Source organism: Kribbella orskensis, from assembly GCF_004342085.1.
GTDB classification, from domain to species: Bacteria; Actinomycetota; Actinomycetes; order Propionibacteriales; family Kribbellaceae; genus Kribbella; species Kribbella orskensis.
In genome coordinates this window covers 13,156-39,766 of record NZ_SLWM01000031.1, presented here as the reverse complement: position 1 = coordinate 39,766, position 26,611 = coordinate 13,156, and the positions used below count along the sequence as shown (strand labels likewise).

27 protein-coding genes and 2 pseudogenes are annotated in these 26,611 nt (G+C 66.9%); 19 read left to right on the top strand and 10 right to left on the bottom strand.

The annotated features are described in order from the left end of the window. Window positions 1–22: 22 nt before the first annotated feature. Both EV644_RS40055 and EV644_RS40050 read right to left on the bottom strand, forming a co-directional pair. Window positions 23–1,381, bottom strand: a complete 1,359-nt coding sequence (locus tag EV644_RS40055; protein WP_132196256.1) for a hypothetical protein — start codon at window positions 1,379–1,381, stop codon at window positions 23–25. Beyond that, entirely contained in the window at window positions 1,365–1,712 is a 348-nt protein-coding gene (locus EV644_RS40050; RefSeq protein WP_132196254.1) for a hypothetical protein, read from the bottom strand. The genes EV644_RS40055 and EV644_RS40050 overlap by 17 nt, the downstream gene beginning before the upstream one ends. 785 nt (window positions 1,713–2,497) lie before the next feature. Here EV644_RS40050 and mobF point away from each other — a divergent pair. Together mobF and EV644_RS45750 are read left to right on the top strand one after the other, a co-directional pair. Continuing rightward, a complete protein-coding gene (gene mobF / locus EV644_RS40045) occupies window positions 2,498–6,115 on the top strand; it encodes a MobF family relaxase (RefSeq protein WP_158293080.1) in 3,618 nt (1,205 codons plus the stop codon). 306 nt (window positions 6,116–6,421) lie between these two features. Then, window positions 6,422–6,661, top strand: coding sequence for a hypothetical protein (locus tag EV644_RS45750; protein ID WP_199240294.1), 240 nt, complete (start codon window positions 6,422–6,424; stop codon window positions 6,659–6,661). Between the two features lie 94 nt (window positions 6,662–6,755). Here EV644_RS45750 and EV644_RS40030 read toward each other — a convergent pair whose 3' ends face one another. After that, window positions 6,756–7,073 carry an antibiotic biosynthesis monooxygenase gene (locus EV644_RS40030; protein WP_132196250.1) on the bottom strand — a complete coding sequence of 106 codons (318 nt, stop codon included), beginning with the start codon at window positions 7,071–7,073 and terminating at the stop codon, window positions 6,756–6,758. A gap of 126 nt (window positions 7,074–7,199) precedes the next feature. Here EV644_RS40030 and EV644_RS40025 point away from each other — a divergent pair, with 126 nt between their 5' ends. Further along, window positions 7,200–7,499: a helix-turn-helix transcriptional regulator gene (locus EV644_RS40025; protein ID WP_132196248.1), complete on the top strand. Its 300-nt coding sequence runs from the start codon at window positions 7,200–7,202 to the stop codon at window positions 7,497–7,499. A 590-nt stretch (window positions 7,500–8,089) separates the two neighbouring features. Here EV644_RS40025 and EV644_RS40020 read toward each other — a convergent pair. Further along, a complete protein-coding gene (locus EV644_RS40020) occupies window positions 8,090–8,584 on the bottom strand; it encodes an Hsp20/alpha crystallin family protein (protein WP_132196246.1) in 495 nt (164 codons plus the stop codon). Window positions 8,585–8,958: 374 nt separating this feature from the next. Here EV644_RS40020 and EV644_RS45920 point away from each other — a divergent pair, with 374 nt between their 5' ends. The 3 genes and pseudogenes from EV644_RS45920 (at window position 8,959) to EV644_RS45745 (ending at window position 10,362) form a co-directional block, all read left to right on the top strand. Next, complete coding sequence (locus tag EV644_RS45920; RefSeq protein ID WP_206751515.1) at window positions 8,959–9,234, top strand: hypothetical protein; 276 nt, start codon at window positions 8,959–8,961, stop codon at window positions 9,232–9,234. 553 nt (window positions 9,235–9,787) lie between these two features. Further along, window positions 9,788–10,068 (top strand): annotated as a pseudogene (locus tag EV644_RS46950) (Tn3 family transposase); the annotation flags it as partial. 3 nt (window positions 10,069–10,071) lie between these two features. Continuing rightward, complete coding sequence (locus EV644_RS45745) at window positions 10,072–10,362, top strand: Tn3 family transposase (protein WP_199240293.1); 291 nt, start codon at window positions 10,072–10,074, stop codon at window positions 10,360–10,362. A 324-nt stretch (window positions 10,363–10,686) separates the two neighbouring features. Here the strand turns inward: EV644_RS45745 and EV644_RS40000 are convergent, their stop codons facing one another. Beyond that, entirely contained in the window at window positions 10,687–10,869 is a 183-nt protein-coding gene (locus EV644_RS40000) for a hypothetical protein (RefSeq protein WP_132196240.1), read from the bottom strand. Between the two features lie 18 nt (window positions 10,870–10,887). Here EV644_RS40000 and EV644_RS39995 point away from each other — a divergent pair, with 18 nt between their 5' ends. Together EV644_RS39995 and EV644_RS47380 are read left to right on the top strand one after the other, a co-directional pair. After that, window positions 10,888–11,331, top strand: coding sequence for a vitamin K epoxide reductase family protein (locus EV644_RS39995; RefSeq protein ID WP_241999365.1), 444 nt, complete (start codon window positions 10,888–10,890; stop codon window positions 11,329–11,331). Between the two features lie 95 nt (window positions 11,332–11,426). Then, window positions 11,427–11,552 carry a hypothetical protein gene (locus EV644_RS47380; protein WP_255511461.1) on the top strand — a complete coding sequence of 42 codons (126 nt, stop codon included), beginning with the start codon at window positions 11,427–11,429 and terminating at the stop codon, window positions 11,550–11,552. 353 nt (window positions 11,553–11,905) lie between these two features. Here the strand turns inward: EV644_RS47380 and EV644_RS39990 are convergent, their stop codons facing one another. Then, window positions 11,906–14,116: a PEP/pyruvate-binding domain-containing protein gene (locus EV644_RS39990; RefSeq protein WP_158293079.1), complete on the bottom strand. Its 2,211-nt coding sequence runs from the start codon at window positions 14,114–14,116 to the stop codon at window positions 11,906–11,908. A gap of 151 nt (window positions 14,117–14,267) precedes the next feature. Between EV644_RS39990 and EV644_RS39985 the strand changes: the two genes are divergently transcribed. The 5 genes from EV644_RS39985 (at window position 14,268) to EV644_RS39960 (ending at window position 17,204) form a co-directional block, all read left to right on the top strand. Further along, on the top strand, window positions 14,268–14,606 hold the full coding sequence (locus tag EV644_RS39985) for a PadR family transcriptional regulator (RefSeq protein WP_132196236.1): 339 nt from the start codon (window positions 14,268–14,270) through the stop codon (window positions 14,604–14,606). Further along, window positions 14,588–15,310 carry a permease prefix domain 1-containing protein gene (locus EV644_RS39980; protein WP_132196234.1) on the top strand — a complete coding sequence of 241 codons (723 nt, stop codon included), beginning with the start codon at window positions 14,588–14,590 and terminating at the stop codon, window positions 15,308–15,310. The genes EV644_RS39985 and EV644_RS39980 overlap by 19 nt, the downstream gene beginning before the upstream one ends. Continuing rightward, on the top strand, window positions 15,297–15,875 hold the full coding sequence (locus tag EV644_RS39975; RefSeq protein WP_132196232.1) for a DUF2306 domain-containing protein: 579 nt from the start codon (window positions 15,297–15,299) through the stop codon (window positions 15,873–15,875). The genes EV644_RS39980 and EV644_RS39975 overlap by 14 nt, the downstream gene beginning before the upstream one ends. Before the next feature lie 20 nt (window positions 15,876–15,895). Next, on the top strand, window positions 15,896–16,477 hold the full coding sequence (locus tag EV644_RS39970) for a DUF402 domain-containing protein (protein ID WP_132196230.1): 582 nt from the start codon (window positions 15,896–15,898) through the stop codon (window positions 16,475–16,477). Between the two features lie 505 nt (window positions 16,478–16,982). Further along, window positions 16,983–17,204 carry a hypothetical protein gene (locus tag EV644_RS39960; RefSeq protein WP_132196229.1) on the top strand — a complete coding sequence of 74 codons (222 nt, stop codon included), beginning with the start codon at window positions 16,983–16,985 and terminating at the stop codon, window positions 17,202–17,204. Between the two features lie 46 nt (window positions 17,205–17,250). Here EV644_RS39960 and EV644_RS48015 read toward each other — a convergent pair whose 3' ends face one another. The 4 genes and pseudogenes from EV644_RS48015 to EV644_RS39945 form a co-directional block, all read right to left on the bottom strand. After that, complete coding sequence (locus tag EV644_RS48015; RefSeq protein ID WP_369410615.1) at window positions 17,251–17,418, bottom strand: hypothetical protein; 168 nt, start codon at window positions 17,416–17,418, stop codon at window positions 17,251–17,253. A 136-nt stretch (window positions 17,419–17,554) separates the two neighbouring features. Next, window positions 17,555–17,800, bottom strand: a pseudogene (locus tag EV644_RS48010) (ATP-dependent DNA ligase); the annotation flags it as partial. 322 nt (window positions 17,801–18,122) lie between these two features. Beyond that, on the bottom strand, window positions 18,123–18,533 hold the full coding sequence (locus EV644_RS39950; RefSeq protein ID WP_132196225.1) for a (R)-mandelonitrile lyase: 411 nt from the start codon (window positions 18,531–18,533) through the stop codon (window positions 18,123–18,125). Between the two features lie 12 nt (window positions 18,534–18,545). Further along, on the bottom strand, window positions 18,546–19,421 hold the full coding sequence (locus tag EV644_RS39945) for a helix-turn-helix transcriptional regulator (RefSeq protein WP_132196223.1): 876 nt from the start codon (window positions 19,419–19,421) through the stop codon (window positions 18,546–18,548). Between the two features lie 159 nt (window positions 19,422–19,580). On the opposite strand from EV644_RS39945, the gene EV644_RS39940 reads away from it, so the two are divergent. The 6 genes from EV644_RS39940 to EV644_RS39910 all read left to right on the top strand — a co-directional run bounded on the left by EV644_RS39940 (window position 19,581) and on the right by EV644_RS39910 (window position 26,594). Next, entirely contained in the window at window positions 19,581–20,600 is a 1,020-nt protein-coding gene (locus EV644_RS39940; protein ID WP_132196221.1) for a zinc-dependent alcohol dehydrogenase family protein, read from the top strand. Between the two features lie 248 nt (window positions 20,601–20,848). Beyond that, complete coding sequence (locus EV644_RS46945) at window positions 20,849–21,199, top strand: cyclophilin-like fold protein (RefSeq protein ID WP_241999364.1); 351 nt, start codon at window positions 20,849–20,851, stop codon at window positions 21,197–21,199. Between the two features lie 26 nt (window positions 21,200–21,225). Further along, window positions 21,226–22,542, top strand: a complete 1,317-nt coding sequence (locus EV644_RS39930) for a multidrug effflux MFS transporter (protein ID WP_132196217.1) — start codon at window positions 21,226–21,228, stop codon at window positions 22,540–22,542. A gap of 91 nt (window positions 22,543–22,633) precedes the next feature. After that, on the top strand, window positions 22,634–23,596 hold the full coding sequence (locus tag EV644_RS39925; RefSeq protein ID WP_132196215.1) for an aldo/keto reductase: 963 nt from the start codon (window positions 22,634–22,636) through the stop codon (window positions 23,594–23,596). Between the two features lie 479 nt (window positions 23,597–24,075). Continuing rightward, complete coding sequence (locus tag EV644_RS46940; RefSeq protein ID WP_241999363.1) at window positions 24,076–25,734, top strand: alpha/beta fold hydrolase; 1,659 nt, start codon at window positions 24,076–24,078, stop codon at window positions 25,732–25,734. 53 nt (window positions 25,735–25,787) lie between these two features. Continuing rightward, on the top strand, window positions 25,788–26,594 hold the full coding sequence (locus EV644_RS39910; protein ID WP_132196213.1) for a strictosidine synthase: 807 nt from the start codon (window positions 25,788–25,790) through the stop codon (window positions 26,592–26,594). Window positions 26,595–26,611: the final 17 nt, after the last annotated feature.

The following is a 26,611-nucleotide window of genomic DNA, read 5'->3' as shown; positions in this document are numbered from 1 at the left end:
GAATCTGGTCTGGGTTACACGCTCAACGCCCGGGTATCGGCAGACTCGGCGGCGACGCCGAACGATCGTCGCGGGTAACAGCTCGCCGCCGGCGAGAGCCACCCGCGGGAAACGGCATCGGCGTCCGCGCCGCGACCTGGCCGCCATACGGACGTAGATCATCGGCGCTTCCGCTGAGCTTTCGCGTGATCAGGGAGGCTTCCGCGAGGTGCTCGGTGATCGAAGCAAGGGTGGTGGTCACCTCATCGAAGCAATCCGGCCGGGCCGTGACTGCCCACGGCCTCACCGGATGTCTCCATGCACCTCCAGCCTTGTGGAGGTACTCCGGGTCGCGCGGCACCAACACCTTCAGCGGCACGAAAAGGCGACCTCGCGCGATCAGATCTCCCGTGGCGTGCTCCTGGAGCTCGGCGACTCGATGGGTGGAGTAGGTCAGCTCATCCAGGGCATCAAGCATGCGCGCGAAGTGCTCGCGACTAGTGATGAGCTCCCTGGGCGTGACGAGCTGGCCACTCCACTTGAGGCGCTGGCACAACGCGGCGAGTAGATCCTTGAATGCAACCTCGCCGGGCAACGTACTCTGACCGCCGACGTCGGACAGCCGGCGCTGCCAACTGCGAGCGCTCCGCTGTGCACCGGCCTGAGCGCTGCGAAGGCCGAACAGCACCCCCTTCAGCGCCTCCGAGTGCTCGTCGGGTCTGACAGGCGAATGGAAAAGGCAACCCGCGATATGCCAGGCGTACCCGCTGACGGTGCGCACCTGCGCGGTGATCGATCGGAGATCGCGAGTTAGCAAGCTCGCGCCGTCCGTAGGCTCATGAGCCTGCTGCCAACGAACGCTGGCTCGCGTGATCCACGAAGTCGCGTCGGTCGCGATCGCTGGGGATCCAGCCGTCAGACTCCGCAACGCGCCGACCTCCGAACCACGCGCGAAGCCCTCGGAGATCTCCCGGAGTTCCGTCATCGAGTCCCGGAGGTTCGCAGTGAAGCCTTCGTTCGCGTTGTCCCGCGGCTTCTTCAACAGCGCGTCCGAGACGGCGACCGCCGCGGTCAGCGCGATGCTCGCCACCTCAGCACGGGCCGCCGCCAGCTGCTCGACGTCATCGAAAGCTGCTGCAGTGGCCGCATCTTGAGCCGCCAGTAGGTCAGCCCCGGCCCCCAGAGCGCGCGCGAGTGCAGCCAGCCTCGCATCCGGCGCAGCATCTCCTGCCACTTCCAGGTCGGCCATCTGGAGCCCCCCGCGCAACCAGGCAAGGTGCTGACGGCTGACCTTCAGCACAATGGCCCACCCCGCAGCGAGATCGCCATACGCGCCGGGATGACCGACCTCGACCGCTCGTTGTCTCGCGACTCCGAGGAGGTCTTCATACTTCGCGCGCATCGCGGACCATCCGCACGTCGGCTGCCGCTGATCTCAGTGCGTCTCCGAGCGCCAGGCGCCAACTGACCTCGTCAAGTGCCACATCCATCTCGTCGACGAGGCGGGCGGCCCTGTCGAACAGATCGGCTGGATCAGATCTGAGTTCGCCCCCGTATCGTCCGTACGGTGCGATCCCCAGCAACTCGCAGACTCGGTAGCGGCTGAACGCGGTCATTGCCCAGCGCCCTTGCAGTGACTTCGCCTCGAGTACCTCGACGGTGGCCTCCGCTTGCGTCACCAGCGCGATCACCCGGGCTCGGGCGTCGTCCTTGGTGGTCTCGGTATCGGTCATCGACACACTCCTTTCGTCCCTGACAGGGTTGAGGTCCCCTGGCTGTTCTCGGCCTCACTGGCTGAAATCTGTGGACAACTCGCTGGCGGCAGATGGACCAGCCGACTGCCGACCTCGTCGACCAAGCGGTCGAGCATCCCGACCGTGACCCGAGCCGCCCGGCGGACCGTCGTACGGCTGGTCTGTCCACGTCCGGTCGTCACGGCTTGATCAACGGCTGTCCCCAAGGCGGGTCGCCGGCCGCTTCGGAGGACCGGCGCGAGCTGGCGCTCTCCGGCACGACTCCTCCCCGGCGATAGGGCAGCACTGTCACACTTCTTGCACTCAAGGCGTTTCAGCAGCCGAAACGGCCGGAACGGCGCACAGCAGGGGCGCCCGTTGAGCCATCGTGAAGACCGGTGAAGGTAGCGATGACCGCACTTCTGGCAGCCGTCTACGGGCGTGTGAGTGCTGCGCAGCACCCTTCGTGGCAGCACGTTCTGATCGGCGCTTCTGCTCCGATCGCTGTCGATTGAAACAGTGGAGGCGTCTGTCTGCGGCGACCTGCTACGCGGTTGGCGAGGACGATCCGCACCTTCGAGCGATCGCGATTGTCCGCTCAGCCATGGAACGTTGTCAGGCGGATGGACGCTCTGAGATCGCCCGCGCGGAGCTATCGGCACTCCTCGTCGAGCTCGAGTCCGCGCGAAGCGAGCGCACAGAGCTCAGGCGAGCCTGCGCTGTCATGCAGCACGCCCTCAAAGCACAGCACACACCGACAACACGCCGCGCTGCGGAGTAGGGACTTGCTCAGCATCCACCGGCTGACGGCCGGCGATGGATTCAGGTATCTGCTCAAGGCAGTCGCGAGCGGCGACGTTGACCGACGGATGGCGACACCTCTCACGGCCTACTACACGGCAGCCGGCTATCCCGCCGGGCGCTGGGCCGGAAGTGGCCTCACTGGCCTCGGCAATGGACAACTGCACGCCGGACAGGAAGTCACCGAAGCCCAGATGACGGCCCTGTTCGGGCGTGCAGAAGATCCGCTGACCGGCCGAACACTTGGTCGGCCTTACCCCGTCTTTCCGAGCGCGTCGACCCGCATCACCGCGCGGGTCGACGCTCTGGAGAAGAACCTCGGACAGACCGAGCGCGAGAACGCAATCGCCACGATCCGCAGCGAAGAAGCACGTCGCCGAACCAAGCAGGCAGTTGCTGGATTCGACATCACCTTCTCCCCCGTGAAGTCGGTATCGGCGCTGTGGGCAACAGCCGATGTCGGCGTACAGGAGCAGATCGCAGCGGCGCATTACCGGGCAATCGACGAAGTCATTGGCCTGATCGAGAGGCATGCGGCGTTCACCAGGACTGGCGAAGCTGGCGTCGCGCAAATCGACACGCAGGGAGTCATCGCAACCGCCTTCGACCACTGGGACTCACGAGGTGGCGACCCGCAACTTCATACCCATCTGGTGATCGCCAATCGCGTCCAAGGCATAGATGGCCGCTGGCGAACCCTCGACGGCAGGGTGCTCTTCGGCGCTGCGGTCGCCCTGTCTGAGATTCACAACGTCCTGCTGGCCGACGAGCTCACCCGCCGTCTTGGGACACAGTGGGAGCTTCGAGACCGCGGGCCGCGCCGCAATCCTGCCTTCGAGATCGAGGGCATTCCTGACGAGCTCATCCGCGAGTTCTCCTCGCGAACCGAACAGATCGAGACGAACCTCGCAGCCCTGTTGGTGGAGCGCGCCGCGGACGGACCACTACCGGGGCGCAGCGAGATGTACATCCTGCGCCAGCAGGCGACCCTCATGAATCGACCGGCCAAGCACGCGGCCAGACCGCTCGCCGATCTCATGCACGACTGGTCGAAACGAGCCGAGCAGGTGATCCCAGGACCCGTGGCATCGCTCATCTCTGACGCGCTCTACCGCCACGACCGACGACTTCTAGTGGAGGCAGACATTGAGAGCGGCACCATTGATGCGTACGGCGCAGCGGTGGTGCTCGCCCTACAGCTGAAGCGCTCGACCTGGACGCGGTGGAACATCCTCGCTGAAGCCGCACGACAGACTCGGCTCCTCCGCATGAAAGACACCGATGCTCGGCTCAATCTCCTGTCGTCCATCGCGAAGTCTGCCGAGCGGCACTCGATCAGCCTCAGCGCCCCGGAACTCGTGCCTCTCCCGATCCAACGCCGCGACGGCGAGAGCGTCTACACGGTGCACAACGGCCAGATCTACACGTCTCCGGCAGTTCTGGGTGCCGAATCCGTCCTCCTTGACCTTGCCGCGACCGTCAACGGGCCTGTCCTGTCCGGCTACCAAACGTCCGAAGCCCTTGGTGAGGACAAGGCTGAAGTGCTGCATCGGGTAGCCAGCAGCGGACAGCGAATCGAGGCTGTTGTCGGGCCAGCGGGCACCGGCAAGACACGGCTCCTTGCGGAGCTCAAGACAGCTTGGAATGCCGAGTTCGGCGAAGGGTCCGTCGTCGCACTCGCCCCTTCCGCTGCCGCCGCCGAGGTACTGGCCGACAGTCTCGACCTTTCCGCGGACAATGTCGCAAAGTGGATCCACGAATCGATCGGCATTGGCGCCGAGCAACGACGGACATGGATCGCCGAGAACGAGAAGGCAGCACAATTGGCCCTCACCGCTGGCCGCCGTCGACGGGCCCAACGCCTGTACGCAACTGCGGCTGCAGCACGAACCGAACACGACAGCTGGCGCCTACGGAGCAACCAGCTGGTGATCGTCGATGAAGCCTCCATGGTGGGCACCATGGAGCTCGCCAGCCTAGCCCGTGAGGCAGACAAAGCCGGCGCCAAGCTCCTCCTCGTCGGCGACGACAGCCAACTCGGCGCCGTCGACACAGGAGGCGCGTTCCGCCTCCTCGTCAACGAAACCCACGCAGCACAGCTCACCGAGATCTGGCGTTTCCAGAACACCTGGGAGCGCCAGGCCAGCCTCGACCTGCGCGCAGGTAACCTCGAAGTCCTCGATGTCTACGACAACCACGATCGACTTCACCACGGCCCGGCCGAGGACACCGACGTCACGGCGTACGCCGCATGGCAAGCGGACCTAGCAATCGGCCGCACCAGCCTGCTCATCGCCGCAGACAACGCAACCGTCGCCCGCCTCAACGCCCGCGCACACCTAGACCGCGTCCAGACCGGTGAGGTCGAGCCTGACGGCGTGGACCTCCATGACGGCACCAGCGCCGGCCTCGGCGACACTATCGTTACCCGCCTCAACGCCAGGCGCCTCCTCACGAATCACCGCAACTTCGTTCGCAACGGAGCCACCTGGAGCGTGATCCGCCGCTGGCACGACGGCTCCCTCACAGTCCAGGGAGCCAACGACGAGACAGTCACGCTCCCGTCCGACTACGTCCGCCAAAGCGTCGAACTCGGCTACGCGACCACAGCCCACCGAGCCCAAGGCCAAACCGTCGACACAGCACACCTCATCGTCACCGACCGCCTCACCCGCGCACTCCTCTACGTCGGCATGACCCGCGGCCGCACCGCCAACCACGCCTACGTCGTAACCCACAAACCCGACCAGGACATGCACGAACCCACGACCGATCAGACCATGCAGGATGTCCTCGAAGCCGTCCTCGACCAAGAAGGCATCGAGCGCTCAGCCCACGAAGTTATGCGCACCGAACTCGACAACGCAACCCGCCTCGATTGCCTGATCCCACTCCACGAATACCTGTGCCAGATCGCCACCGGCAACCAGTACCAAGCTGCCCTCGAGTCCAGTTCGCTAGACCCACCCGACCAAGCCGCAGTCAAGGCATCCGCGGCCTACGGCCCCCTTCTCGCAGCCTTGAGGCGCGCCGAGACGCTCGGCCTGGACGGCACCGGAACACTGCACCGCGCCATCGACCAGTCCTCCCTCAACAACGCCACCGACATCGGCGCCGTCCTGCACTCTCGCGTCGAACGACTAGTGACCAGAGCCGAACGCCGAAGCTCCTCGCCGCCCACCTTGATCGCCGGCCTAGTCACCGCAGCAACCAACGTCACCGACCCCCAGTTCATCGCCCCCCTCCGCGAAATCGAGTCCCTCATGACCCAACGCGCCGACTGGCTCTCAGACCAAGTCATCCACGAGGAACCACCTTGGTACCAACTCTTGCCAACGCCAACGAATCACCAGGCACACAAAGGCCTCGTTCGAGAGCTCGCCGCGTACCGCGAGCGATACCAAGTCAATGGCGACGAGACACTTGGTCCGCGGCCCCAACCAGCGGCCTACAGCCAGCTTCGAAGCCACGAACGCTTGAGTCGTCTACTCGACACTGAGTCCCTAGCGAACGAGTCCGTTGGACACCACTCAAGCGAGCCTCCTACGGCTCAGGACGCATCAACCTCACTCCAGGTTGGCCTTGGTCCGGACATCAATTGATCTGATTCTCCATCGCATCCAACGTCGCGTCGCCACCTCGATGGCTCGTCCACCGATGTTCCGTGGGGATAGGACTCGAAACCTGCGACCAGGGGATTATGAGAGCCATGGCAACATCACCGCTGGACAACATCAGACTCCGCTAGTCCGATTTCTCACCCCATCTAGCCCCTCTGCCACCGCCGTTTGACACCATTTCGCGTCACGAGCCGAGTCACGCCGCAGCGAGCTGTGTCGGCGTCAGGCCAGAGCTTTCCTGGCTGCCGGCTCTGCCGAATTGGACCTAGACATGCAGGTGGCCGGTAGATGAGCTCTTGGGTGTGGCCGTCGAGCGTCCGGCTCTCGATCAACTCGAGGTCGAAGTCGGCCGCACCCTGGAAGATCGGGTCCTCCCCGGTCCTCCTTGGACTCCTCGGTGCTCGGGCCGAGCACCTGCAGCACGTCCCGGATGGGCGGCGCGAGGTCGCCCTCGGACAGGATCCCGGTCGCGACCTGGTAGAGCAGCAGCGGGGACAGATGGTGGTTGGTGCGGTCGATGACGGGTGACGTCGACGTCAGCACGTCGCAGCGCCTTGGCGGCGGACAGACGGAACGGGGCGAGCCCCGCCGCTATGCGCGGGGGGCTCGCTACCTGGACGATCTAGTGGGTGATCGGCATCGGCTCGCGATGGCCGGTGTCGATGGCGAGGTCACCGACGTAGTTGTCGCGCAGGGTGAAACGGTCCCGACTGTTGGCCTTCACCCAGTCCGCGGCCTTTGCCGTGGCTGCGTCAGCCTGCGCGCGGGTTTCCCAGGTGCTGATGGAGACGAAAGCGTCCTTGTCGACCTGGGCAACTCCGTAGGACACGAAGCCGTTGCTGTCCTTGAACAAGGGAACCATCCCGGACTTGGCCTGGCTGACTACCTCCTCGAAAGTGCCGGTCTTGATGTCGTAGAGAGCGACGCGCGTGCAGCGCATGGTGTGCCTTCCTGTGGTGGAGCGGCTTGCGCAAACCCGCAAACCAGTTCCACAACTGAACCTACGCTAGTATTTCAATACTAGCAATAGAATTCCTAGATCTAGACATCCGGTATGCTCTCTGTCATGACGACTTGGGGCTTCCTGACGAACCACGCGCGGGCGCTGCTGTGCATCGCCCACGACCCGGGCGTGCGGCTGCGGGAGATCGCGACCACGCTCGGCATCACCGAGCGGGCAGCGTTCGGCATCGTCACCGATCTGGTGGAAGGCGGATACGTGGTCAAGGACAAGAACGGCCGCCGCAACCGCTACGGAGTCCAGGTCGACAAACCCCTGCCAGAGGCTCTGCTGCGACAGCGAACGGTCGGCCAACTGGTGGACCTCCTCGCCCACACCGAACTGGAAACGCGCGACCACTCCTGAGCTCACTGACATGGCCGCCATGCGGGAGCGTCAGCGACGTCACAGTGCGACCGAGGCAGCCAAGTGCTGACGCTCCTCGTCGTCGCGGACGATTGACTGGCACCAGGGACGTCCGGATCTGCCGCTGGTCGCGCGGTCGTGTCGATCGGCCGGAGGCTGCGAGCGAAGGATTCTGCCCGCTGCGGGTGTGGGTTACCAACGCTCCCGGTGAGCAGTTCGGGCGGACATGCCCCATGCCGAGGAGCCCGTGACTGACCGGCGTACGGGTATGGTCAGGGATAGTCCAAGGTCGGGATTGACCCTCTCGTGCCTGACTTCCGCAGAGCAGCGAGCTTGGAAGCAGGGCAACGCCGCGAGCGCTCCGTTACCAGTGCGACGACCGCAGCAGCCGCTACCAGTTGCGGCAATGGTGCCAGAACTACGACAAGCCCTGCGGGCGCCTCGGCCCCGGCGGCGAGTGTCCCCGCTGCGGCGTGCCGCTCGCCTCGATGCCGACGCATGAGGTCGCACGTGAACCCGACACGTGAGGTCGTACGCCGCCAGGCGCGGCGGTGGATGGCCAGCCGACGACGGTGAGTTCACAGTCGCCCTTAGCCGGCGACGTCCGTGCTACCGGCGGGCGCGTCACTCTGCTCGACGGTGCTCCCCGAGATGGTGCGGCTAGCGCCGCTCGCATGGGTGATCTCGACCCTGCGGGGCTGGCTCCGCGGTGACACGGGAAGGGTCACGTGCAGGACACCGTCAGCGTAGTTGGCACTGAGGTTCTCCGAGTCCACGCCCTCGCCGAGGGAGAGTTGCCGGGTGAACGACCCCTGGGATCGCTCGGCGACAATGACCTGCTGGCTCTCGCGGTAGGGAGGCGTGCGCTCGGCCTGGATGGTCAAGGCGCCGGAGTCGACGGTCACCTCGATGCTGTCAGGGTCGACGCCGGGCAGGTCGGCCTCGATGTGGTAGCTGCCGTCCTCGCCGCGGTAGACGTCCAGCGGCATCGCGAGAGGGGCGCGCGTCCCGCTCGCGGCCATCGACATGAGCCGGTCGAGTTCCCGGGAAGGGTCACGGAAAGGCTCAAACCTGAACACTGACATCGCAGCCTCCTCCTTAATAGCCGTCAGCTCGGGGACCACGTACCGCCTCGGGTGACGCCGTCTCCCTCAGGACATTGTAGTTCTCAGGGGGCCGCGCGTTCCTGCCTCGTAGCCCCGGATGTCATGAACGGCGAGGCTGCCGGGCCATGTGTCAGCGAATGCACCAGACGCACCGACGAGCGGGCGGCGCTACCTGCAGATGTGAGGCGTCAGACGCACTGCACCTGAACGGGTGAACGCACCGACATAGCCGCGATCCGGAAGGCGCCGATGGTCCTCGTCAGGAGCCTGCTTGCCGTCGACCCAGGCAGCTCCACTTCCACATCGGGGTGTCGCACACGTACTGATCAACACCCTCAACACGACAGTGCGCGATGCCGCTAGAGACCCCGACGAAAGCCTTCAAGAAGGTGACGGGGAAGGAGAACATCTTGTTCTCCATCGCAGAGGCGGCGCTCGACGCGCCGGATGATCCTGTGCGGTCTGTCGTCCTCCCGGCTGTCAGTGGCGGTGAGCAGACGCTGCGGGAGCTGGTGCACGAGTACCAGACGAAGGGGCGGGTGTACCGGGCGCGGCCTGATCGAACTCCTCGACGTGCTGGAGGTCCGATCGTCCAACATCGCGCACCGACCCGGCGCTGGACGCGCTGAACCTGGTCGCTCGGCACAAGGACGGCCGGTTCACGTTCTATCCAGCCGGTGAGCACGTTCCACAAGGGGGTACTCGGTGACTGGGCCGACCTGGTGACGCGCACCGACGACAAGGGCCGCACCAAGGTGATCCGGTCGACGTACGAGGTGTGCACCTTCGAGCGCTGTAGGAACGGCTACGCTGCAAGGAGATCTGGGTCGTCGGCGCGGTCCGCTGGCGTAACCCCGACGAGGATCTGCCCCGCGATTTCGAGTCTCGCCGCCTCGAGCACTACACCGCCCTGCGCGAACCCGCTGGATCCAACCGCGTTCATCGACCAGTTGCGGACCGAGTTGCGTGCCCAGCTCGGCGCCTTGAACGACCAGGTTGATCAGCTGGGCTGGGTTGAACTCCGCGACCGTGGCAAGCACGGCGCGATCAAACCTGACACCGCTGGATCCAGCACCGGAGCCGAAGAATCTCCGCGCAATGAAGGCCGAGATCCGATCACGCTGAGGGACGGTGCCGCTGAGCGACATGTTGAAAGAAGCAGCACTGCGGACCGGCTGTCATTTCGGGGCGTTCGACCAAAACATCTTCACCGAGTGGCATTCGCGCTACGTCGGCCGCGGCGTCCTCATCTACTGGCACGTCGAGAAGAAGTCGATGGCGATCCACTCGCAGGTGATCAACTGCTAGGCCTCTGAGGTCGCGGCGATGATCGAGGGCGCGATGCGGCACGGCACCTCGATGGAGGTCGACGGCAACTACGTCGATTCCCACGGCCAGTCCGAGGTTGGCTTCGGTCTCACCCGGCTGCTGGGGTCGATCTGCTGCCGCGGATCAGGCGGATCAACATGGTGAGATGTACCGCCCGGCCGCCGGCGATCCGGACGCGTACCCGCGGCCGCGCCCAGAAGACACTCTGCGTCGCGCGCGGGAACGGCGGGAACTCGGTCATCTTCTTCGGCCGAGGCGGCGACATCGCCTCCAGCCGCCGTGACGAACAAGATCTATCGGTGCTGTGCCTGCGGGTCTTGCAGTCAGTGCTGGTGTACGTCAACACCCTGATGGTGCAAGACGTTCTGGCTGACGACGACTGGGCAGACCGGATACCGACGTCGACCACCGCGGCCTCACCCCGCTGATTTGGACCCACCTGGTGGGTGGCAGGCTCTGTCTGCTGCGTTGGGCTGCGTGAGGATCTGCCTGCGCCACCGAAGCAGCGGCAATAGCCCGACGAGTGCTCGACCGGCTGCTCGACGAGCACGACGCCGTGGGTGCGCCGGCGACCGGTGTTCTCACCGATCACCACGATGACCTCGGTGTCCGACGACTACTCAGATGGGGTCCGGGCTGCCGACGGCGGCAGCCCGCCCTTCTGTCTCCGCGTCGCCGCGGCCGGACCGCTCCCAAGGAAAGGGACCGCTTGCGAATCCGGGCGTCTCGCCTTGCGAACTCCGGACTGAGGATCACGAGTCGCGCCGGAGCAGGCGGTGGACGTAGAACTCCCGACGGGTCTCGCCATCCTCGCGGACACCGACGAGCTCATCGCCCCACACCTCCCGCGGCGGCAGTGCCAGGTCTGCCAATGGCGCATCGTCGGGGCTGTGGATGATCCACCGTTCAGCCTGGGACGCGACTAGGCGATTCACGACAACTACCATCGCGTCGTGGTTGTCCCTAGACCGAGTAAACCCCAGGCCGAGGCCTTCGGGTTCCCCAACCCGCTGCTCGGCATTGCCGGATTCGCCATCGTCACCACAATCGGGGCGGCGCTGCTGGCCGGCGCGTCCTTCCGGCGCTTGTTCTGGCTCGGGCTGCAAGCAGGCGTGACGTTCGGGGTCGTGTTCGTCCACTGGCTGATCTTCCAGAGCCTCTACCGGATCCAGGCGCTGTGCCCGTACTGTATGGCGGTGTGGGCAGTCACGGTCCCGATCTTCTGGTACGTCACGCTGCACAACCTCAACCGCGGTCACCTGCCTGTGCCCACCGGCGCCCAAAAGGCCGTGGCAGCGGCCACCCCGGTTCCACACTGTTGCGCTGACGATCTGGACGGTTGTGCTGCTCACACTGATAGGCGAGCAGTTCTGGACGTACTGGAAACCCTGCCCTGAACACGCGCCCGGCGGTCGCGACACGGCGCGCGTGCCGAGGGGGGTGATCAGTCGGTCGGCAGCGTTTCGACGTCGCTGGCATCGAGGTCGGCGCGGTGACGCACCAGCCGCAGGGCGTGCCGGTAGTGGCTGCCCTGCATCGCGGCGTCGGCCGCGACCTCGACGCGACAACTGTGGGCCGGACCTTGATGATCGGGGTCTTGTTGCCCTGGCCCCAGTGAGTGCTGATCTGATCTGGCCACGGATGGCGGGCACTGGCCGTCTTGAGCAGACCGCCGATCGCCGCGGCTTGGGCGGGCTTCAGCGGCACGGTCCGGCCGACCGCCTCGAGCACCTTGCTCCGATACCGCCCGACGACTAGGACTTCCGGGTGCTTCAGCGACCCCGTGACGGCTCCGATGATGGCCTCGACGGTGTCGCGGCGCTTGACCTTTCCTTGGGGTAGCTGAGGATGTCGCGGGCTGTCGCGCTGAGGGCATTGTCGGACACGTGCACGACACCACTGAGGAGGGCCAGGGACGCTTTGCGACGCCTGGATTCCGATGCGGCCGGGGCGTCGAGCTCCGGGCGGTGCTTATTGCGGTGGGCCAGCGGTGCGTGTGTCGACGGTTACCACGCCCGTGGTTCCGTCAACGGTCACGAGCTGTCCGGTGTGCAGCCAGCGGGTGGCGTCGCCGGCTCCAACGACCGCGGGGATCCCGTATTCGCGGGCCACGAGGGAAGCGTGCGCGGCCAGGGTGCCGCCGTCGGTGACGACGGCAGCGGCACGCGCGAACAGTGGTGTCCACGCCGGCGCGGTGGCCTTGGCGACCAGCACGTTGCCGTCGGCGAAGCTGGCGAAGTCGTCCGGGCCGTGCACGACATGGACCTGTCCGGTGGCGCGTCCTGCGGATGCGGGCTGCCCGACGAGTGCACCCTCAGGAATCTGGCGAGCGCCGCGCGCGACCTGTACGGCACGGTCGACAACGTCGCCGATGAGCCGAGGCGGTCGACCGAGAGTCAACGGCGCGGTCAGGCGCCGCTGACGCTGCCACAGGTTGCGCCGCTCGCCGAGCTCGACGATCCGGCTGCTGTTGCCTGCGAGTGCGGCTGTCAGCTCGTCGCGGGTGCAGAAGTGGACGTCATCAGCCGTGTCGATGGCGCCGATGCCGGCCAGGTGTTCACCGAGGCGCCGCGCGCAGGTCCGCAGCACCGGCCAGGCGAGGGTGAACTCGCGGGCTTGCTCTTCACGAATGACCGCGTAGCGCTGATTGGTCAGCAGGAGCTGGTCGAACTCGGCGAGCAGCCGCGGCCGGTCGGCCAGTGCGTGTCGGCAGCGGCGCTCGGCGTCGGTCCGCTGATCGGAAAGGTCGACCCGACGACGGGCGACCGCGCCTTCGGGGCCGCCGAGTGTGGGTAGTTCGCCGGCAACCGGGTGGTACCAGTCGAGGCTTTGGACCGCATGCGCACCAGTTACCGGTTGGGCCAGGCCCCGCAGCAGCACTTGGGCTCCACCGTCACTTTCGGGCAGTGCGCTGCCGAGGTGCTGCCGAGTGAAGCGGGTCAGGCGGGCTTCCATCTTCCACGCCGACCCGCCGACGATGGCGAGGAACCACAGCCAGATCCCGGCTTCGCGGCCGAGCGCGTCGACGAGCTCGGCGAGGCGTTGTGGCGTGGCGGTGTCCGCCTCGGCGGCCGCGGTGGTGACGAGTCGCCGGTAGCGGGGCGCGTGGTTGTCACGCCATTCGCGTTCCAGGCCGGACAGGACCGCGCGGTCGGCGGCGGCTGGGTCCCGACTGACCTGGATCAACGCGTTGTACAAGATCTTCACTGCCCGGAGGCCGCCGTGCCGCAGTACCCGCGCGAGGACTTTCGGCGAAAGGATCGGAGTGGCGTTGTAGTACCAGCCGTTGACCAAGTCGTACCGGAACGGCACCCGCACCCCGACGGTTGCGTGCATGCCGTCCAGGTAGCCGTCCTCCAGTACCGGCAGCAACCACGTGGCGAACAGCGGTGTGGCCGCCTCAGGCAACCATTCGCCGAGCCGGAAGTTGCGCATCCACAGTCCCGGCCCTGGTGCTGTCCAGGACACCGGCTCCGGGAGGGCCGTCATCGGTCTGGCCTGCAGCAGCCACAGTGTGCCTTCCCGGTCGATGGCCCACTCGATGTCCTGCGGCCGGTCGTCGTAGCGGTCCGCCACCCGCCTGGCCAGCTGCGCCACCGCCGCCGCTTGCGCGCCGGTGAGCATCGCGTCACCTCCGGGACCCTGGCGGGTCATCGCGGCCGGGGCCCCTTCGGTGATCGTCCACTCCTCGCCGGTCGTCTCACCCGAGACCAGCGAATCACCAAGCCCGGCTACGGCGGTGACGACGGTTTGGTTGCGGTCGCCGGCGACCGGATGGGCGGTGAAGGCCACGCCCGCGCAGACGGCGTCGACCATGGTCTGCACCAGGGCCGCCATCGCCGCGGCCCCGCCACCGCGCCAGTCGTGGTAGGCCGTGACCCGCTCGCTGCCTGCGGCCGCGAAACACCGCCGCACCGCGTCACCCAGCCCAGTGGACGGAACGTTGAGGTAGGTCTCGTACAGGCCGGCGTACGAAGCCTCTACGAGGTCCTCGGCCGCAGCTGACGAGCGCACCGCGAACCGATCACCCCTCACGCGGCAAGCCATGGACACCAACTGCGTGTCAAGGGCCGGATCATCGACCGCCGCGGCAGTCACCACGAAACCGGACGGCACCGGGAAACCAGCGGCGAGCAGCTCGGCCAGCACGGCGGCCTTGCCGCCGAGCACCGTCCGGTCCATGGCGCTCGCCTCAGCGAGTGCTACAAGCGCGTCGTTTGAGCCCATCGGACACCGCCATAGGTAGCATCACAAACTATTGCGATGCTACAGTAGACGCGTTAGACAGGGTCGGCAAGAGCCGCTCGGCGGAGGAGGTTCCGAAGTGCTGCCGATGCGACCGGAAGTGCTCAAGGGTCACCTCGACGCCTTGCTGTTGGCCGTCCTGGAAGCCGGGCCGCAGCACGGTTACGCCGTCATCGAGGCGCTGCGCACCAGCAGCGACGGCACGCTCGATCTGCCGACCGGCACGGTCTACCCAGCTCTGCATCGGCTCGAACGGGCCGGTCTGATCACGAGCGACTGGGAGACCGTGGGCGGGCGCCGTCGACGCGCCTACCGTCTCACCGCGTCCGGGCACGCTGTCCTCGGCGAGCAGCGCATGATCTGGGATCAGTTCTCCACCGCGGTCACCGCGGTGCTGGGCAGGCGGCCATGGGCGGCCACGGTCTGACCCCGCAGGCCAGCACGCATGCCCAGGCGCGGGTTGATGCCTACCTGGGCGAGCTCACCCGCCTGCTGCGCGGCCCACGACGGCGGGTCGCGCAGATCCTCGCCGAGCTGCGCGACGGACTCGACCAGGCGATCGCCGATCGGACCACCGACGGGCGCACGGAGGACCAGGCGGTCGATTCCGCGATCGACCGTTTTGGTACGCCACAGGCGGTCGCCGACGCGTTCGCGGGGGAACTGGTCACCGCCTACGACCGACACACCATCGCCTGGTACATCGCCACCGGACCGCTGGTCGGCATCTGGTGGCTCCTGCTGTTGCAACCGCATCCCTGGCGCGCGGGGCTGGTCGCGTTGCTGACCGCGATCCCGGTCCTCCCGCTGATCGCCGCTGCGATCGCCACAGCCGCCGGGACGTTCGCCACCACCGGCCGCCTGATCCGCTGGCTGCCAGAAGCCAGCCCCGATCGCGCCCTGACCGCCACCATCGCCATCGTGGCGCTCGCCCTGGCGGGCGACCTCACCGTGATCACCCTCTACCTGTGGTCCGGCGCACCGCTGCGGGCGTCGGCGATCCTGGCGATCGGCGCGAGCCTGATCCGCATCGCCTGCAGTGTGGTCGTCCTCCGCCACGCCGCCCTGATGCGCCGCGGCAGCACAGGCGCGGATCCAGGGCCTACGGGGAGGAACGATGCTCACCGGTGACATCTTCGGCCTGCCGATCCCGAACGCTGGCCCGGTCTTCGCCGCAGCGCTCGTGCTTCACGTCGCCTGCGGGCTCACCGCGGTCGTCGCCGGCGCGCTTGCCGCGACGGCGAAGAAGCGTCCCGGCCGGCATCCTCGAGCTGGCCGCGTCTACCTGTGCGCGCTGGCCGGCATCTTCACCACCGCCACCATCATGGCCACCATCCGCTGGCACGAAGACGCCTACCTGTTCGCCATCGCCGTCGTCGCGTCCGGCCTCGGCCTCTACGGCTACCGGGCCCGCCGACGGCACCGGCGCGGCTGGCCGCTCCACCACGCCATCGGCATGGGCGGCTCCTACATCGCCCTGCTTACCGGCTTCTACGTCGACAACGGGGCCTTCCTCCCGGTGTGGGATCGGCTGCCCTACATCACCTACTGGCTACTGCCGACCATCGTGGGCACACCACTCATCTGGCTCGCGCTCCACCGCTTCACCACGAGGGAACCAGGCGACACGGTCATCACGCCGCGTGCCGCCAGCGCGACTGCCAGGTCCCGCGGACGACCTCCCGGCCGCCGCTGATGCATGATGACCGCGTGCTAATGGACTACGACTTCCACCCCGACGAGTCGTCGGTCCGGATCTTCCGCACACCCGACCGAGGCGTGCTTCGACTCGACAACCAGATCGTCGTAACCGAGGCGCTCTACGACGATGCCGTCCTGCGGCACTACGCGTTCGCCGACACGTGGTTCAAGGTCAATGTGACAACCGACCTCGCGGGCAACCTCGTCGAAACCGGCGACGCCGGCCAACGGTTCGCCTTCAACTGCGACATCGCAACCCCGATGGAGCGAGCCGCCGCCAGCACCTTCGGTGTGGATCTGTTCATCGATGTTCTCGTTCGCGATGACGCGACGTCCTACATCGTCGGCGACCAAGACGAGTTTGAGCAGGCGATCGAGCACGGCCTGATATCCCGCGCGGAGCAGCAAGGCGCAAGAGACGGTCTGCGGCACCTCCTCGAACTCATTGAGCGCGGCCGACTTCTTGTCTGGCTGCACGAAATCGCTCCGTTCGCCGCCTGCCGGCCTCCGACGTCGCCGCCGATGACACGCGGCCCTGTTCCCCGTCGCCTGCAGCCGGAAGTGCGCCGAACCTGGGCTAGCTCGCCTGTTTCGTAGTGGCCGTTTCGCACCTTCGGACACGATCGCCCGTTGACCGAACTGCTCGTCGTTGGCCATGCACGCGTCCGGCTCGTGCGCGGCGGTGGTGTTCGTGGGTTTCGGGCTTCGCAGCAGGCCTAGAGTGAGGGAATCCGGTGAAGGAGGTTGGCGCCGTGTTGGCACGAGCACCTCGTCTGCGCATCACGGGGCATGGTGAGCGACTCCGGCTCCGACAGCATGGCCGTTGGCAGCCGGCGCCGCTGTAAGCCGTGGGTGAGTGTTGTCGGGCATCGACGGCCGTTGACAAGGCAATGGGTGAGGCGATTCGCGGCGCGGTCGCGGCGGGTGCCTCGTGGCGCGACATCGGTCGGGCACTCGGGGCGGCGGAAGGCGCAGAGACTGAGCAAGACGTCATCGATGCGCTTGCTGACCAGAAGCGCGAGCTCTGGCGACGATTCTGGACATAGCGCCGACGGTCGAACAGCCCCGCTCGGGCCGTCTGCGCCTCGGGCACACCGAGGACATGGCGCTGCTCGGCAGATTGCCCAAGGCCTACGAACGGGAACGAGCATGGACGATGCTCTCGCATGGCTTCGCCCACACGACCGAGGCAGGCCTCGCCGAGTTCTTCGAGGCCTATATCCGGCTCCTGCAAAAACACAGCCACCGCCCCGAGGACGCACCCCCCCCCCGACGCCCGCCCGTCTACATCCGCCTCTTCACTCTCCCCGCCGACGAAGACTGACCCGCCCAGTAGGGACCGCCGCCACCGTGTGAGCGACAGCTGTCGCTCACACGGTGCCTTGCCGAGGATGCGCCATGACCAGGCGAAACCCGGGCGAAGCACCCGAGCGGACAACGCCGACCCCCACAGAATTGACCTTGATCCAGTCGCGGCGGCCAGGGTGGTACCTGGTCGAGGCACCTTTCACCACCAGGCCTTCGATCCCGCTGGACATGAACGCTTCGAGCCATTCCCGCGCCTCGTCCGGGTCGGCGGTCGCAGGCGACAGTTGCAGCGGCGGTGTGCCAGTTCTGCGCGATCGACTCCAGCCGGCCACGGCGGACTGTCCAGCGCATGGGCCGGATGTCACCGCTGTCGACCGCGAGGACGTCGAACACGACGAACGACGCCGGCTTCAACCGCGCGAGCCGGCTGCGGACCGTCACGGCGGAGTTGACCATCCGCTGCTGCAGCGCGTCGAAGTCCAACCGCTCCCCGGTCCACACCACCAGCTCGCCGTCGAGGACGCAGTCCACAGTGACCTGCCGGGCCAGCGCCCTTTGCAGATCGAGGAACTTCGCGGTGAAGTCGTCGCCGTTGCGCGACCACAGCCGCACCTCGCCACCACGGCGGACCGCTCCAGCGCGGCTAGTTGACTGAACTCTTCAGCGCGCCGATTGGCATCTTGGAGCGGTGGCTGGAGAGGGTGGTGCCGGTGGTTGCTGACGTGGGCCGTGTGGCGGAGTTCGGGGTGGGGTCGCGATGGCGAGTGCTATTCCCGGAGCTCGAGCAGGCTGCGGCGAGTGGGTTTCTCCGCGACCTGGCGGCTTCGGACTGCTCGCCTGGAACGCTGCGCAGCTGGAGGCGCCGGGCCCGCAGGTTCGGTCGGCAGGCCGGCGGCTGTTGAGCCGGACGCTCAGATCCCGGGTGGTCGGCTGATCAGGCGAGAGGCGGCGCAGCCTGGTATTCCTCGTCGGTGACGGGGTCGAGCCAGTGGACGACGTCGTGGTCGGCGTCGGCCTCGTTGATGGCCAGGTGGACCATGAGGCGGTTGGGAGCGGCGCCGTGCCAGTGCTCCTCGTCGGCCTCGAAAAGGACTCGGTCGCCGGGGCGGATGACCTCGACGGGACCGCCTCGACGCTGGCACAGCCCGATGCCTTCGGTGACGAAGACGGTCTGGCTCAGCGGGTGGCGGTGCCAGTGGGTACGGGCGCCGGGCATGAAGTGGACGAGGTTGGCTGCGACCCGGGACGGCGGCGGGGCCGCGGCTACGGCGTCGATATAGACATCGCCGGTGAACCAGTCGGCGGGTCCTTTGGCGGTGTCGATGGAGCTGTGAGTGATCTGCACAGGTTGGTTCCTCTAGCTGTTCTTCGTCGGGGTTTCTACCGATGCTGCCCACGAGGCGAGCAGTTGGAGTCGTTCGGCGGACGGCGAGCCGGGTTCGGCGGTGTAGACCAGGAGCACCAGTCCTGGCTCGGCGGTGACCGCGAGTTCTTCGTAGGCGAGCGTGAGCTCGCCGACGACGGGGTGGTTGAAACGCTTGGTGCCGGATCCGTGGGTGCGGACGTTGTGGTCCGCCCAGAGGTGGCGGAAAATCTCGCTCTGGGTGGAGAGTTCGCCGACGAGGTCTTGGAGGCCGCGGTCGTGAGGGTCGCGGCCGGCTTCGGCACGCATGATGCCGACACACATCTGGGCGAACAGGTCCCAGTCGGGGTAGAAGTCTCGCGAGGCGGGATCGAGGAACTGGAACCGGGCCAGGTTCGGCGTGCGCCCGTTGTCGCCGATGACCGGTGAGTAGAAGGCGCGGCCCAGGGCGTTCGTGGCGAGCAGGTTCTGATGCGAGTCCCGGACGAACGCGACGCCGTCTTTGATCGCGTCCAGCGCCCACTGCAGGCTGAGCCGCGACGCCGCCTTGCCCGTCGTCCGGCGGCGGGGACGACCCGAGGTCGGGATCCCGTCTGCGGCCCGGGCGAGGTCGAAGAGGTGGGCTCGTTCGGTGTCGTCCAGTTGCAGCGCTCGCGCGAGCGCTTCGAGCACACCGGTGGAGGCGCCGGCGATCTGGCCTCGTTCGAGCCGGGCGTAGTACTCGACGCTGAGCCCGGCGATCGTCGCCACCTCGCTGCGCCGAAGACCGGGGACGCGCCGGGGACCGGTGGTCGGGAGCCCTGCCTGGTCCGGAGTGATGCGGGCGCGGCGAGTCGTGAGGAACTCGCGTACCTCCTGACGGTTGTCCACGACTACGACAGTAGTCCGCCGGGAGCGGCGGCAGAGCGGTGAAGGGTGCCCTGTCAGTACACCCATCAACAGTGACTTCTCCATCGATGGCCTGCCGAGTTCACTCGCTATGTGGCCCCTTTGCTGGGGTCTCAACGTCAACATGAGGAGGAGCGCGCGATGCGCCAGGTAGTCATGCACGGCCCCGGGAACGTACGGGTCGAGGACCGCGAGGACCCGAAGATCGTCGAGCCGACCGACGCGATCATCCGGCTGTCGGCGACCTGTATCTGCGGTAGCGACCTGTGGCCCTACCGGGGCGCCGAGCCCGTTGACCACCAGGTCATGGGCCACGAGTACGTCGGCGTCGTCGAGGAAGTGGGGTCGGACGTGCGCAACGTCAAGGTCGGCGACTTCGTCGTCGGCTCGTTCTGGGCCTCCGACAACACCTGCGAGATTTGCCAGGCCGGCTACCAGGCGTACTGCGTGCACCGGGTCCTGATGGGCACGATCGGTACCCAGTCCGAGCGGGCGCGCATCCCGCTGGCCGACGGCACTCTTGTCGCCACGCCAGGAATGCCCGACCCGGACCTGATTCCGTCGCTGATGGCGGCCTCGGACGTACTCGGAACCGGCTGGTTCGCCGCCGTCGCCGCCCAGGCCGGCCCGGGTAAGACGGTTGCGGTCGTCGGCGACGGCGCCGTCGGGCTGCTGGGGATCCTGGCTGCCAGGCAGCTTGGAGCCGAGCGGATCATCGCCTTCAGCCGCCACACCGATCGCCAAGCCCTAGCCAAGGAGTTCGGCGCCACCGACATCGTCGAAGAGCGCGGAGACGACGGCGTGGCCCGCGTCAAGGACCTCACCGACGGACTCGGAGCCCACTCGGTCATCGAGGCGGTCGGCACGCAGGAAGCCATGATGCAAGCCATTCACTCAACCAGGCCCGGTGGCCACGTCGGGTTCGTCGGCGTCTCCCACGACGTCGCCATACCCGGTGACGAACTGTTCATGGCCGGCGTCCACATCCACGGCGGCCCCGCCCCGGTCCGGCAGTACCTGCCCGAACTCGTCCAGCTCATCTGGGACCGCAAGATCGACCCCGGCAAAGTCTTCGACCTCACCCTGCCCCTGGACCGCGCAGCCGAGGGCTACCGAGCCATGGACCAGCGGACCGCCACCAAGGTCCTTCTCACCGTCTGATCCAACCGAACTTGCCTGCCACGAGAGGACCGATGAAGGCCGTCCGCAGGACCGCCGCCGTCTTACTGACCTCAACTGTCGTGTTGGTAGTGGCTGCCTGCGGAACCGACTCAACCACCGGCGACGTCGCTCGACCCGCGACACCGACCCGCAGCGCTCCCGTCGACCCGCCGACCGGATCGCCAGCCGACGGTCAGCAATCGACCCGGCCCAGCTCACAGCACACGCGCAGTACCGAAGAGGACCGGATGAGAATTCAAATCACGATCGGTGATCAGCACTTCCAAGCCACACTCGACGACAGCGCCGCCACTCGCGACCTAGCTCCCCAACTTCCGCTCACCGTCGAGATGAGCGACCACGGTGCCGTGGAGAAGACAGGTCCCCTGCCCACCCCACTGTCCCTGGACGGTCAGCCGGCCGGCGCGGACCCCGACGTCGGCGACGTCGGCTACTACGCCCCCGGCAACAACCTCGTCCTCTACTACGGCGACCAGTCCTACTACGACGGCATCGTCGTCCTGGGCCACATGCACGATGACGCCGCCGAGCGCATCGCGAACATGGACGGCTCCATCACAGTCCAGCTCCAGCGTTGACACCACCCGCTACCTGAAGAGGCTTGATGCAACAGGTTCCGTTGCCCCCGGATGTCGCTTGGTCGACGCCACCGCTGCTGAAGGCACGCCGCCAGGCCCGGCTGACCGCTGGGCTGGTCGCGACCGTGGTGTTCTTGACCGCGATCGCGCCGCTGGCCACCGACATGTACGTCCCGGCGTTCCCTAGGGTCGCCGGGGAGCTGTCCTCCACCGCGACGCAAGTCCAGCTGACGCTGACGACGTTCTTCGTCGGCATGGCACTCGGTCAGTTGATCGGCGGGCCCGTTTCGGATCAACGCGGCCGGCGGATCCCGCTGCTCACGGCGCTGCTAGCCATGACCGCGGCCTCGATCGTGTGCGCCCTCGCGCCGACCATCGCGGTGATGACAGTGGCCCGGCTCGTCCAGGGATTCGCCGGTGGGTGGGCGATGGTGATTGGGCGGGCGATCATCGTCGACCTGGCGACCGGCGCCCAACTCGTCCGGGTACTGAACGTCATCGCCGCCGTCGGCGGCATCGCTCCTATCGTCGGCCCGCTCCTCGGCGGGTTGATCCTGCAGCTGTCCCACTGGCGGGTCTCGTTCTGGCTCGTTGCTGCACTGGGACTCGCGATGGCCTCGGCCGTCGTGGTGACAGTGCCCGAATCGCTGTCGCGCGAACGCCGTCACGCCGGTGGCCTGCGGAACTTCCTCATTGTCGGGCGGATCGTTCTCGGCAATCGCGAGTACGTCGGCTACCTGCTGGTCGCCGGGGCCGCGATGGGCGCGCTGTTCGCCTACGTCGCTACCTCGGCGTTCGTGCTGCAGACCATGAACGGCCTTTCACCGGTCGCGTACTCCATCGACTTCGCGGCCAACGCCGCCGGGATGACAGTGGCAGCGCTCGTCGCCGCCCGACTCGCCGGACGGGTCTCCACCCGCAAGGTCATCCTGACTGGACAGCTCGCCGCTCTCTGTGCGGGCGCGGCCATGCTGACCGGAGCCCTGTGGTTCGAGACACCACTGAGCCTGGCAATCGTGTGCTTCTTCGTCCTGATGACAGCCCAGGGACTCATCATTCCCAACGGCGGCGCTCTCGCGTCGACCGCCGTATCTGATCATCCCGGCACCGGCTCTGCCCTGCAGGGCTTCGTCCAATGGGTCGCCGCCGGAACGATCGCGCCGATCGCCGGCCTCGGCGGCGCCACAACAGCCGTTCCGATGGCCGCGCTGATGACCGCCGGCATCACGGCGTCCGTTGTCGGCCTGCTCGTCGCCGCCCGCGCTACTCGAGACCCTCGCCCAACGCATCGGCGTCCACGGGAACCGCTACGACCCGACCCACCCGAGCTAGTCAACCGCTAACCCAGATGCCCGGCGGAGAGGGTGACGTGCGACCGTTCACGGGAGTCCGCGGCGAGCTGCGACACACCACAGACACTGACCGGAGGGCAGGATGGACCAGCGACGACTTGGACAGACTGGTTTGAAGACCAGTCGGATCGCGTTGGGGTGTATGAGTTTCGGCGACCCGGGTTTCCACCAATGGACTCTGGACGAGGAGGCGGCGCAGCCGTTCTTCCAGCAAGCCGTCGAGCTCGGGATCACCTTCTGGGATACCGCCAATGGGTACGGCGGCGGCAGCTCGGAGGTATACGTCGGGCGCGCGATCAAGAAGTACGCCCGCCGCGAGGACATCGTGCTGGCCACGAAGGTCTACGGAAAGATGCATGACGGCCCGGGCGGATCCGGCCTGTCCCGAAAAGCCATCCTCGAACAGGTAGACGCGTCCCTGACGCGCCTAGGCACCGACTACATCGACCTCTACCAGATACATCGCTTCGATCCTGAGGTGCCAGTCGAGGAGACGATGGAAGCGCTGCACGATGTGATCAAGACGGGCAGGGTCCGCTACATCGGGGCGTCCTCGATGTGGGCGTGGCAGTTCGCCAAGCTCCAGCACGCGGCCGACCTCGGAGGTTGGACGCGGTTCGTGTCCATGCAGGACCAGTACAACCTGCTCAAGCGTGAGGAAGAGCGCGAGATGCTGCCGATGTGCTCAGACATGGGCGTTGGCTGCATACCGTACTCACCGCTGGGCAAAGGCCGGCTGGCCCGACCCTGGGGCCAGCACACCCAGCGCAGTGACAGCGACCACGTCGCCAAGACCTTCGACCTCGACGTCGATCGCCCCGTCGTGGACGCCGTCCAGCAAGTGTCCGAAGAACGCGGAGTGCCCATGGCTCAGATCGCCCTGGCCTGGCTCCTGTCCAAGCCCGTGATCTCCGCCCCGATCGTCGGGGCAACCAAGCCCCACCACCTCGTCGACGCGCATGCAGCGATGGATATCGACCTCACCCGCGAGGAGATCCACCGTCTCGAAGAGCCCTACACCACACAGCCCGCCTACTGGTGGTGACCCGATCCCCACAGCCGCCACCAGAATGAGGCGCCCGTTGCCATTCCGCGCGGGCGATCGAACAATTCCGGCCAACCCGAGGCACGGCGACCGCGATCCGTCGACCGGCTGGACGAGGTTCAGTGAAGGAACCCATCCCACTTCAACTCGAAGCGGGATCCGCCTGGCTGGCCCTGCTCGCCGGGGCAGCTGCTCCACCACCCTTGGCCAGCTCCAGGCCCACCGGTCCGGTGAGGTCAGCCGACAGATCGTCCACAACGCCAGTCTGAGCCACCAGAGATCCGGGTTCCGCCACGGGCATATTCCACAACCACCTCGGCCCGTCGTGGTCGCGGAGCCGACGCCCTAACCCCGCGCAGCCGCCAGCGTCCGACCGCCTCTTCTGTGGGCTCCCTTGACAAGTTAACTGAGTCTACTCATTATTGAGTTAACTCAGATTATTGGTTCAGGGCACGTCAAGGAACGAGAAGGAAGTCGCCATGCGGGCGTTCGTCGTCAGTCAGTACAAGGGACCGCTGCAGCAAGCGGATGTGCCCGAGCCCGTGGTCGGGGAGCACGATGTGCTCGTACAGGTCCAGGCTGCCGGGCTCAACATGCTCGACGAGAAGATCCGGGCGGGCGAGTTCAAGCAGATCCTCCCGTACAAGCTCCCGCAGATCCTCGGCAACGACGTCGCCGGAACGGTGATCGGCGTCGGCGCGAAGGTGCGGGGATTCGCGCTCGGCGACGAGGTGTATGCCCGGCCCGACAAGGACCGCATCGGAACGTTCGCGGAGCGCATCGCGATAGCCGAGGCCGACCTGGCGCTCAAGCCGGCATCGGTCAGCCTCGAGGCAGCGGCCTCGCTGCCGCTGGTGGGCTTGACCGCATGGCAGGCGCTGGTCGAGCGGGGCAACGTGCAGCCGGTGCAGCGGGTCCTCATCCACGCCGGCGCCGGCGGAGTCGGGACGATCGCGATCCAGCTCGCCAAGCATCTCGGCGCCACAGTCGCCACCACGGTCAGTACCGGCAACGTCGACTTCGTGCGCGAGCTCGGGGCGGACATTGTCATCGACTACCGCACCCAGGACTTCGAACAGCTCCTCAACGGGTACGACCTGGTACTGGACAGCCTCGGCGGGAAGAACCTCGAGAAGTCGCTCCGCGTACTGCGCCCCGGCGGCAAGGCGATCGGGATCGCCGGCCCGCCCGACTCGGCGTTCGCCCGCGAGCTCGGCGCGGCAAGGCCGTCATCAGCAGGGCCTGACAAACATCACGCACGACCCACGGAACAGGAGAACGTCATGAACACGAACGACCACGTCATCACCGCCTACAAAGACGCGCCCGCCCGCACCGTCGACGCCAACGGCGTCACCTACGCGTACCGCGAGCTGGGGCCGAAGGGCGGGATCCCCGTCGTCTTCTTCGTCCACCTCGCCGCGACCCTCGACAACTGGGATCCCCGGATCATCGACTCCATCGCCGCGGAGCACCACGTCATCGCCTTCGACAACCGCGGCGTCGGAGCCTCCACCGGCCGCGTTCCCGACGGCGTCGAGGCGATGGCCGACGACGCCGTGACCTTCATCAAGGCGCTCGGCTACGACAAGGTCGACATCTTCTCCTTCTCCCTCGGCGGCATGATCGCCCAGGCCCTCATGGTGAAGCACCCCGGCCTGGTCCGCAAGCTCGTCCTCACCGGCACCGGCCCCGCGGGCGGGAAGGACATCGACAAGGTCGCCGGCACCACCTACTACGACATCCTGCGGGCGACCCTGACCCGGTCGGACCCGAAGGAGTTCCTGTTCTTCAACCGCAACGCCACGGGCAAGCCGGCCGCCCGCGCATTCGTGCAGCGCCTCGAGGAGCGCACCACGGACCGCGACGCGCCGATCGCGCTGAAGGGGTTCCAGACGCAGCTCAAGGCGATCAAGAAGTGGGGACGCTCGGCCCCCGCCGACCTGTCGAAGATCACCCAGCCCACCCTGATCGCCAACGGCGACAACGACCGGATGGTGCCCTCGGTGCTCTCCGAGGACCTGCACCGACGCATCAAGAACAGCGAGCTGATCATCTACCCCGACTCCGGTCACGGCGGCATCTTCCAGTACCACGAGAAGTTCGCCCCCGTCGCGGTCGAGTTCCTCGCCCGATGACCACCCGAACACTGCAACCGCACGTTCCCGACCAGGAAAGGAAGGGCAACACCATGAGTACGTCACCGTCCGCCGCGCAGCTGGGCGTGAAGAAGCACCTCACCTCCTCGATTCCACTCTGGGTGCGCACCGATCAGCCCCGCCAGACCGGCATGGACTACTGGAAGGGCCCGCACTCGAAGATCATCTCCGCCACTCCGCGCTTGGAGGAGTACCGGCAGATCCACCTGGCCGAGGACAACCCGGGCCGGTGGCCGGTGACCGACGAGGTGGAGACCTCGATCCCCGTCGACCGGAAGATCGACGGCGTCGCGGAAGTCACCTTCCACTCGGCGCTCTCACCCCTGCTAGGGCGCAAGCAGACGCAGCTGGCCTACAAGGACGAGATCAACGTGTTCCGCCGTACTCTCCTCTACACCGGCCCACCGAACTCATCGCGCTGGTACGACGTCGCGGGCCCAGGAGAGACAGTCGGTGCCCGCGCCCTGGTCTACCTCCGCCGCAGGGACGGGGTCGGCGCCGGCGAGTTCCGGAAGTTCATCAAGAACCAGCTCGTTCCCGCACTCGCCGGCACCGGAGTGCTCAACGAGCTGCGTACGCAGACGTTCCTGCCCTGGATCGAAAAGCTCTGGGACACCCCGAACGTCGCACACGACAACCCCCACGACCAGCACTTCCACGCCTCCCTCATCCTCGGGTTCACCGACACCGCATCAAGGGACGCCTTCCTCACCAGCAACGTGATCGAGGAACTGTCCAACCAGCTGACACCGCTCGCCTCCGCGGTCCACGCGTACGACGTCACCGCCGCCCTGACCTATGTCAAGAACGGCGACATCCTGCCGCACTACCAGCAATAGCGGCATCGCTCGCCCGC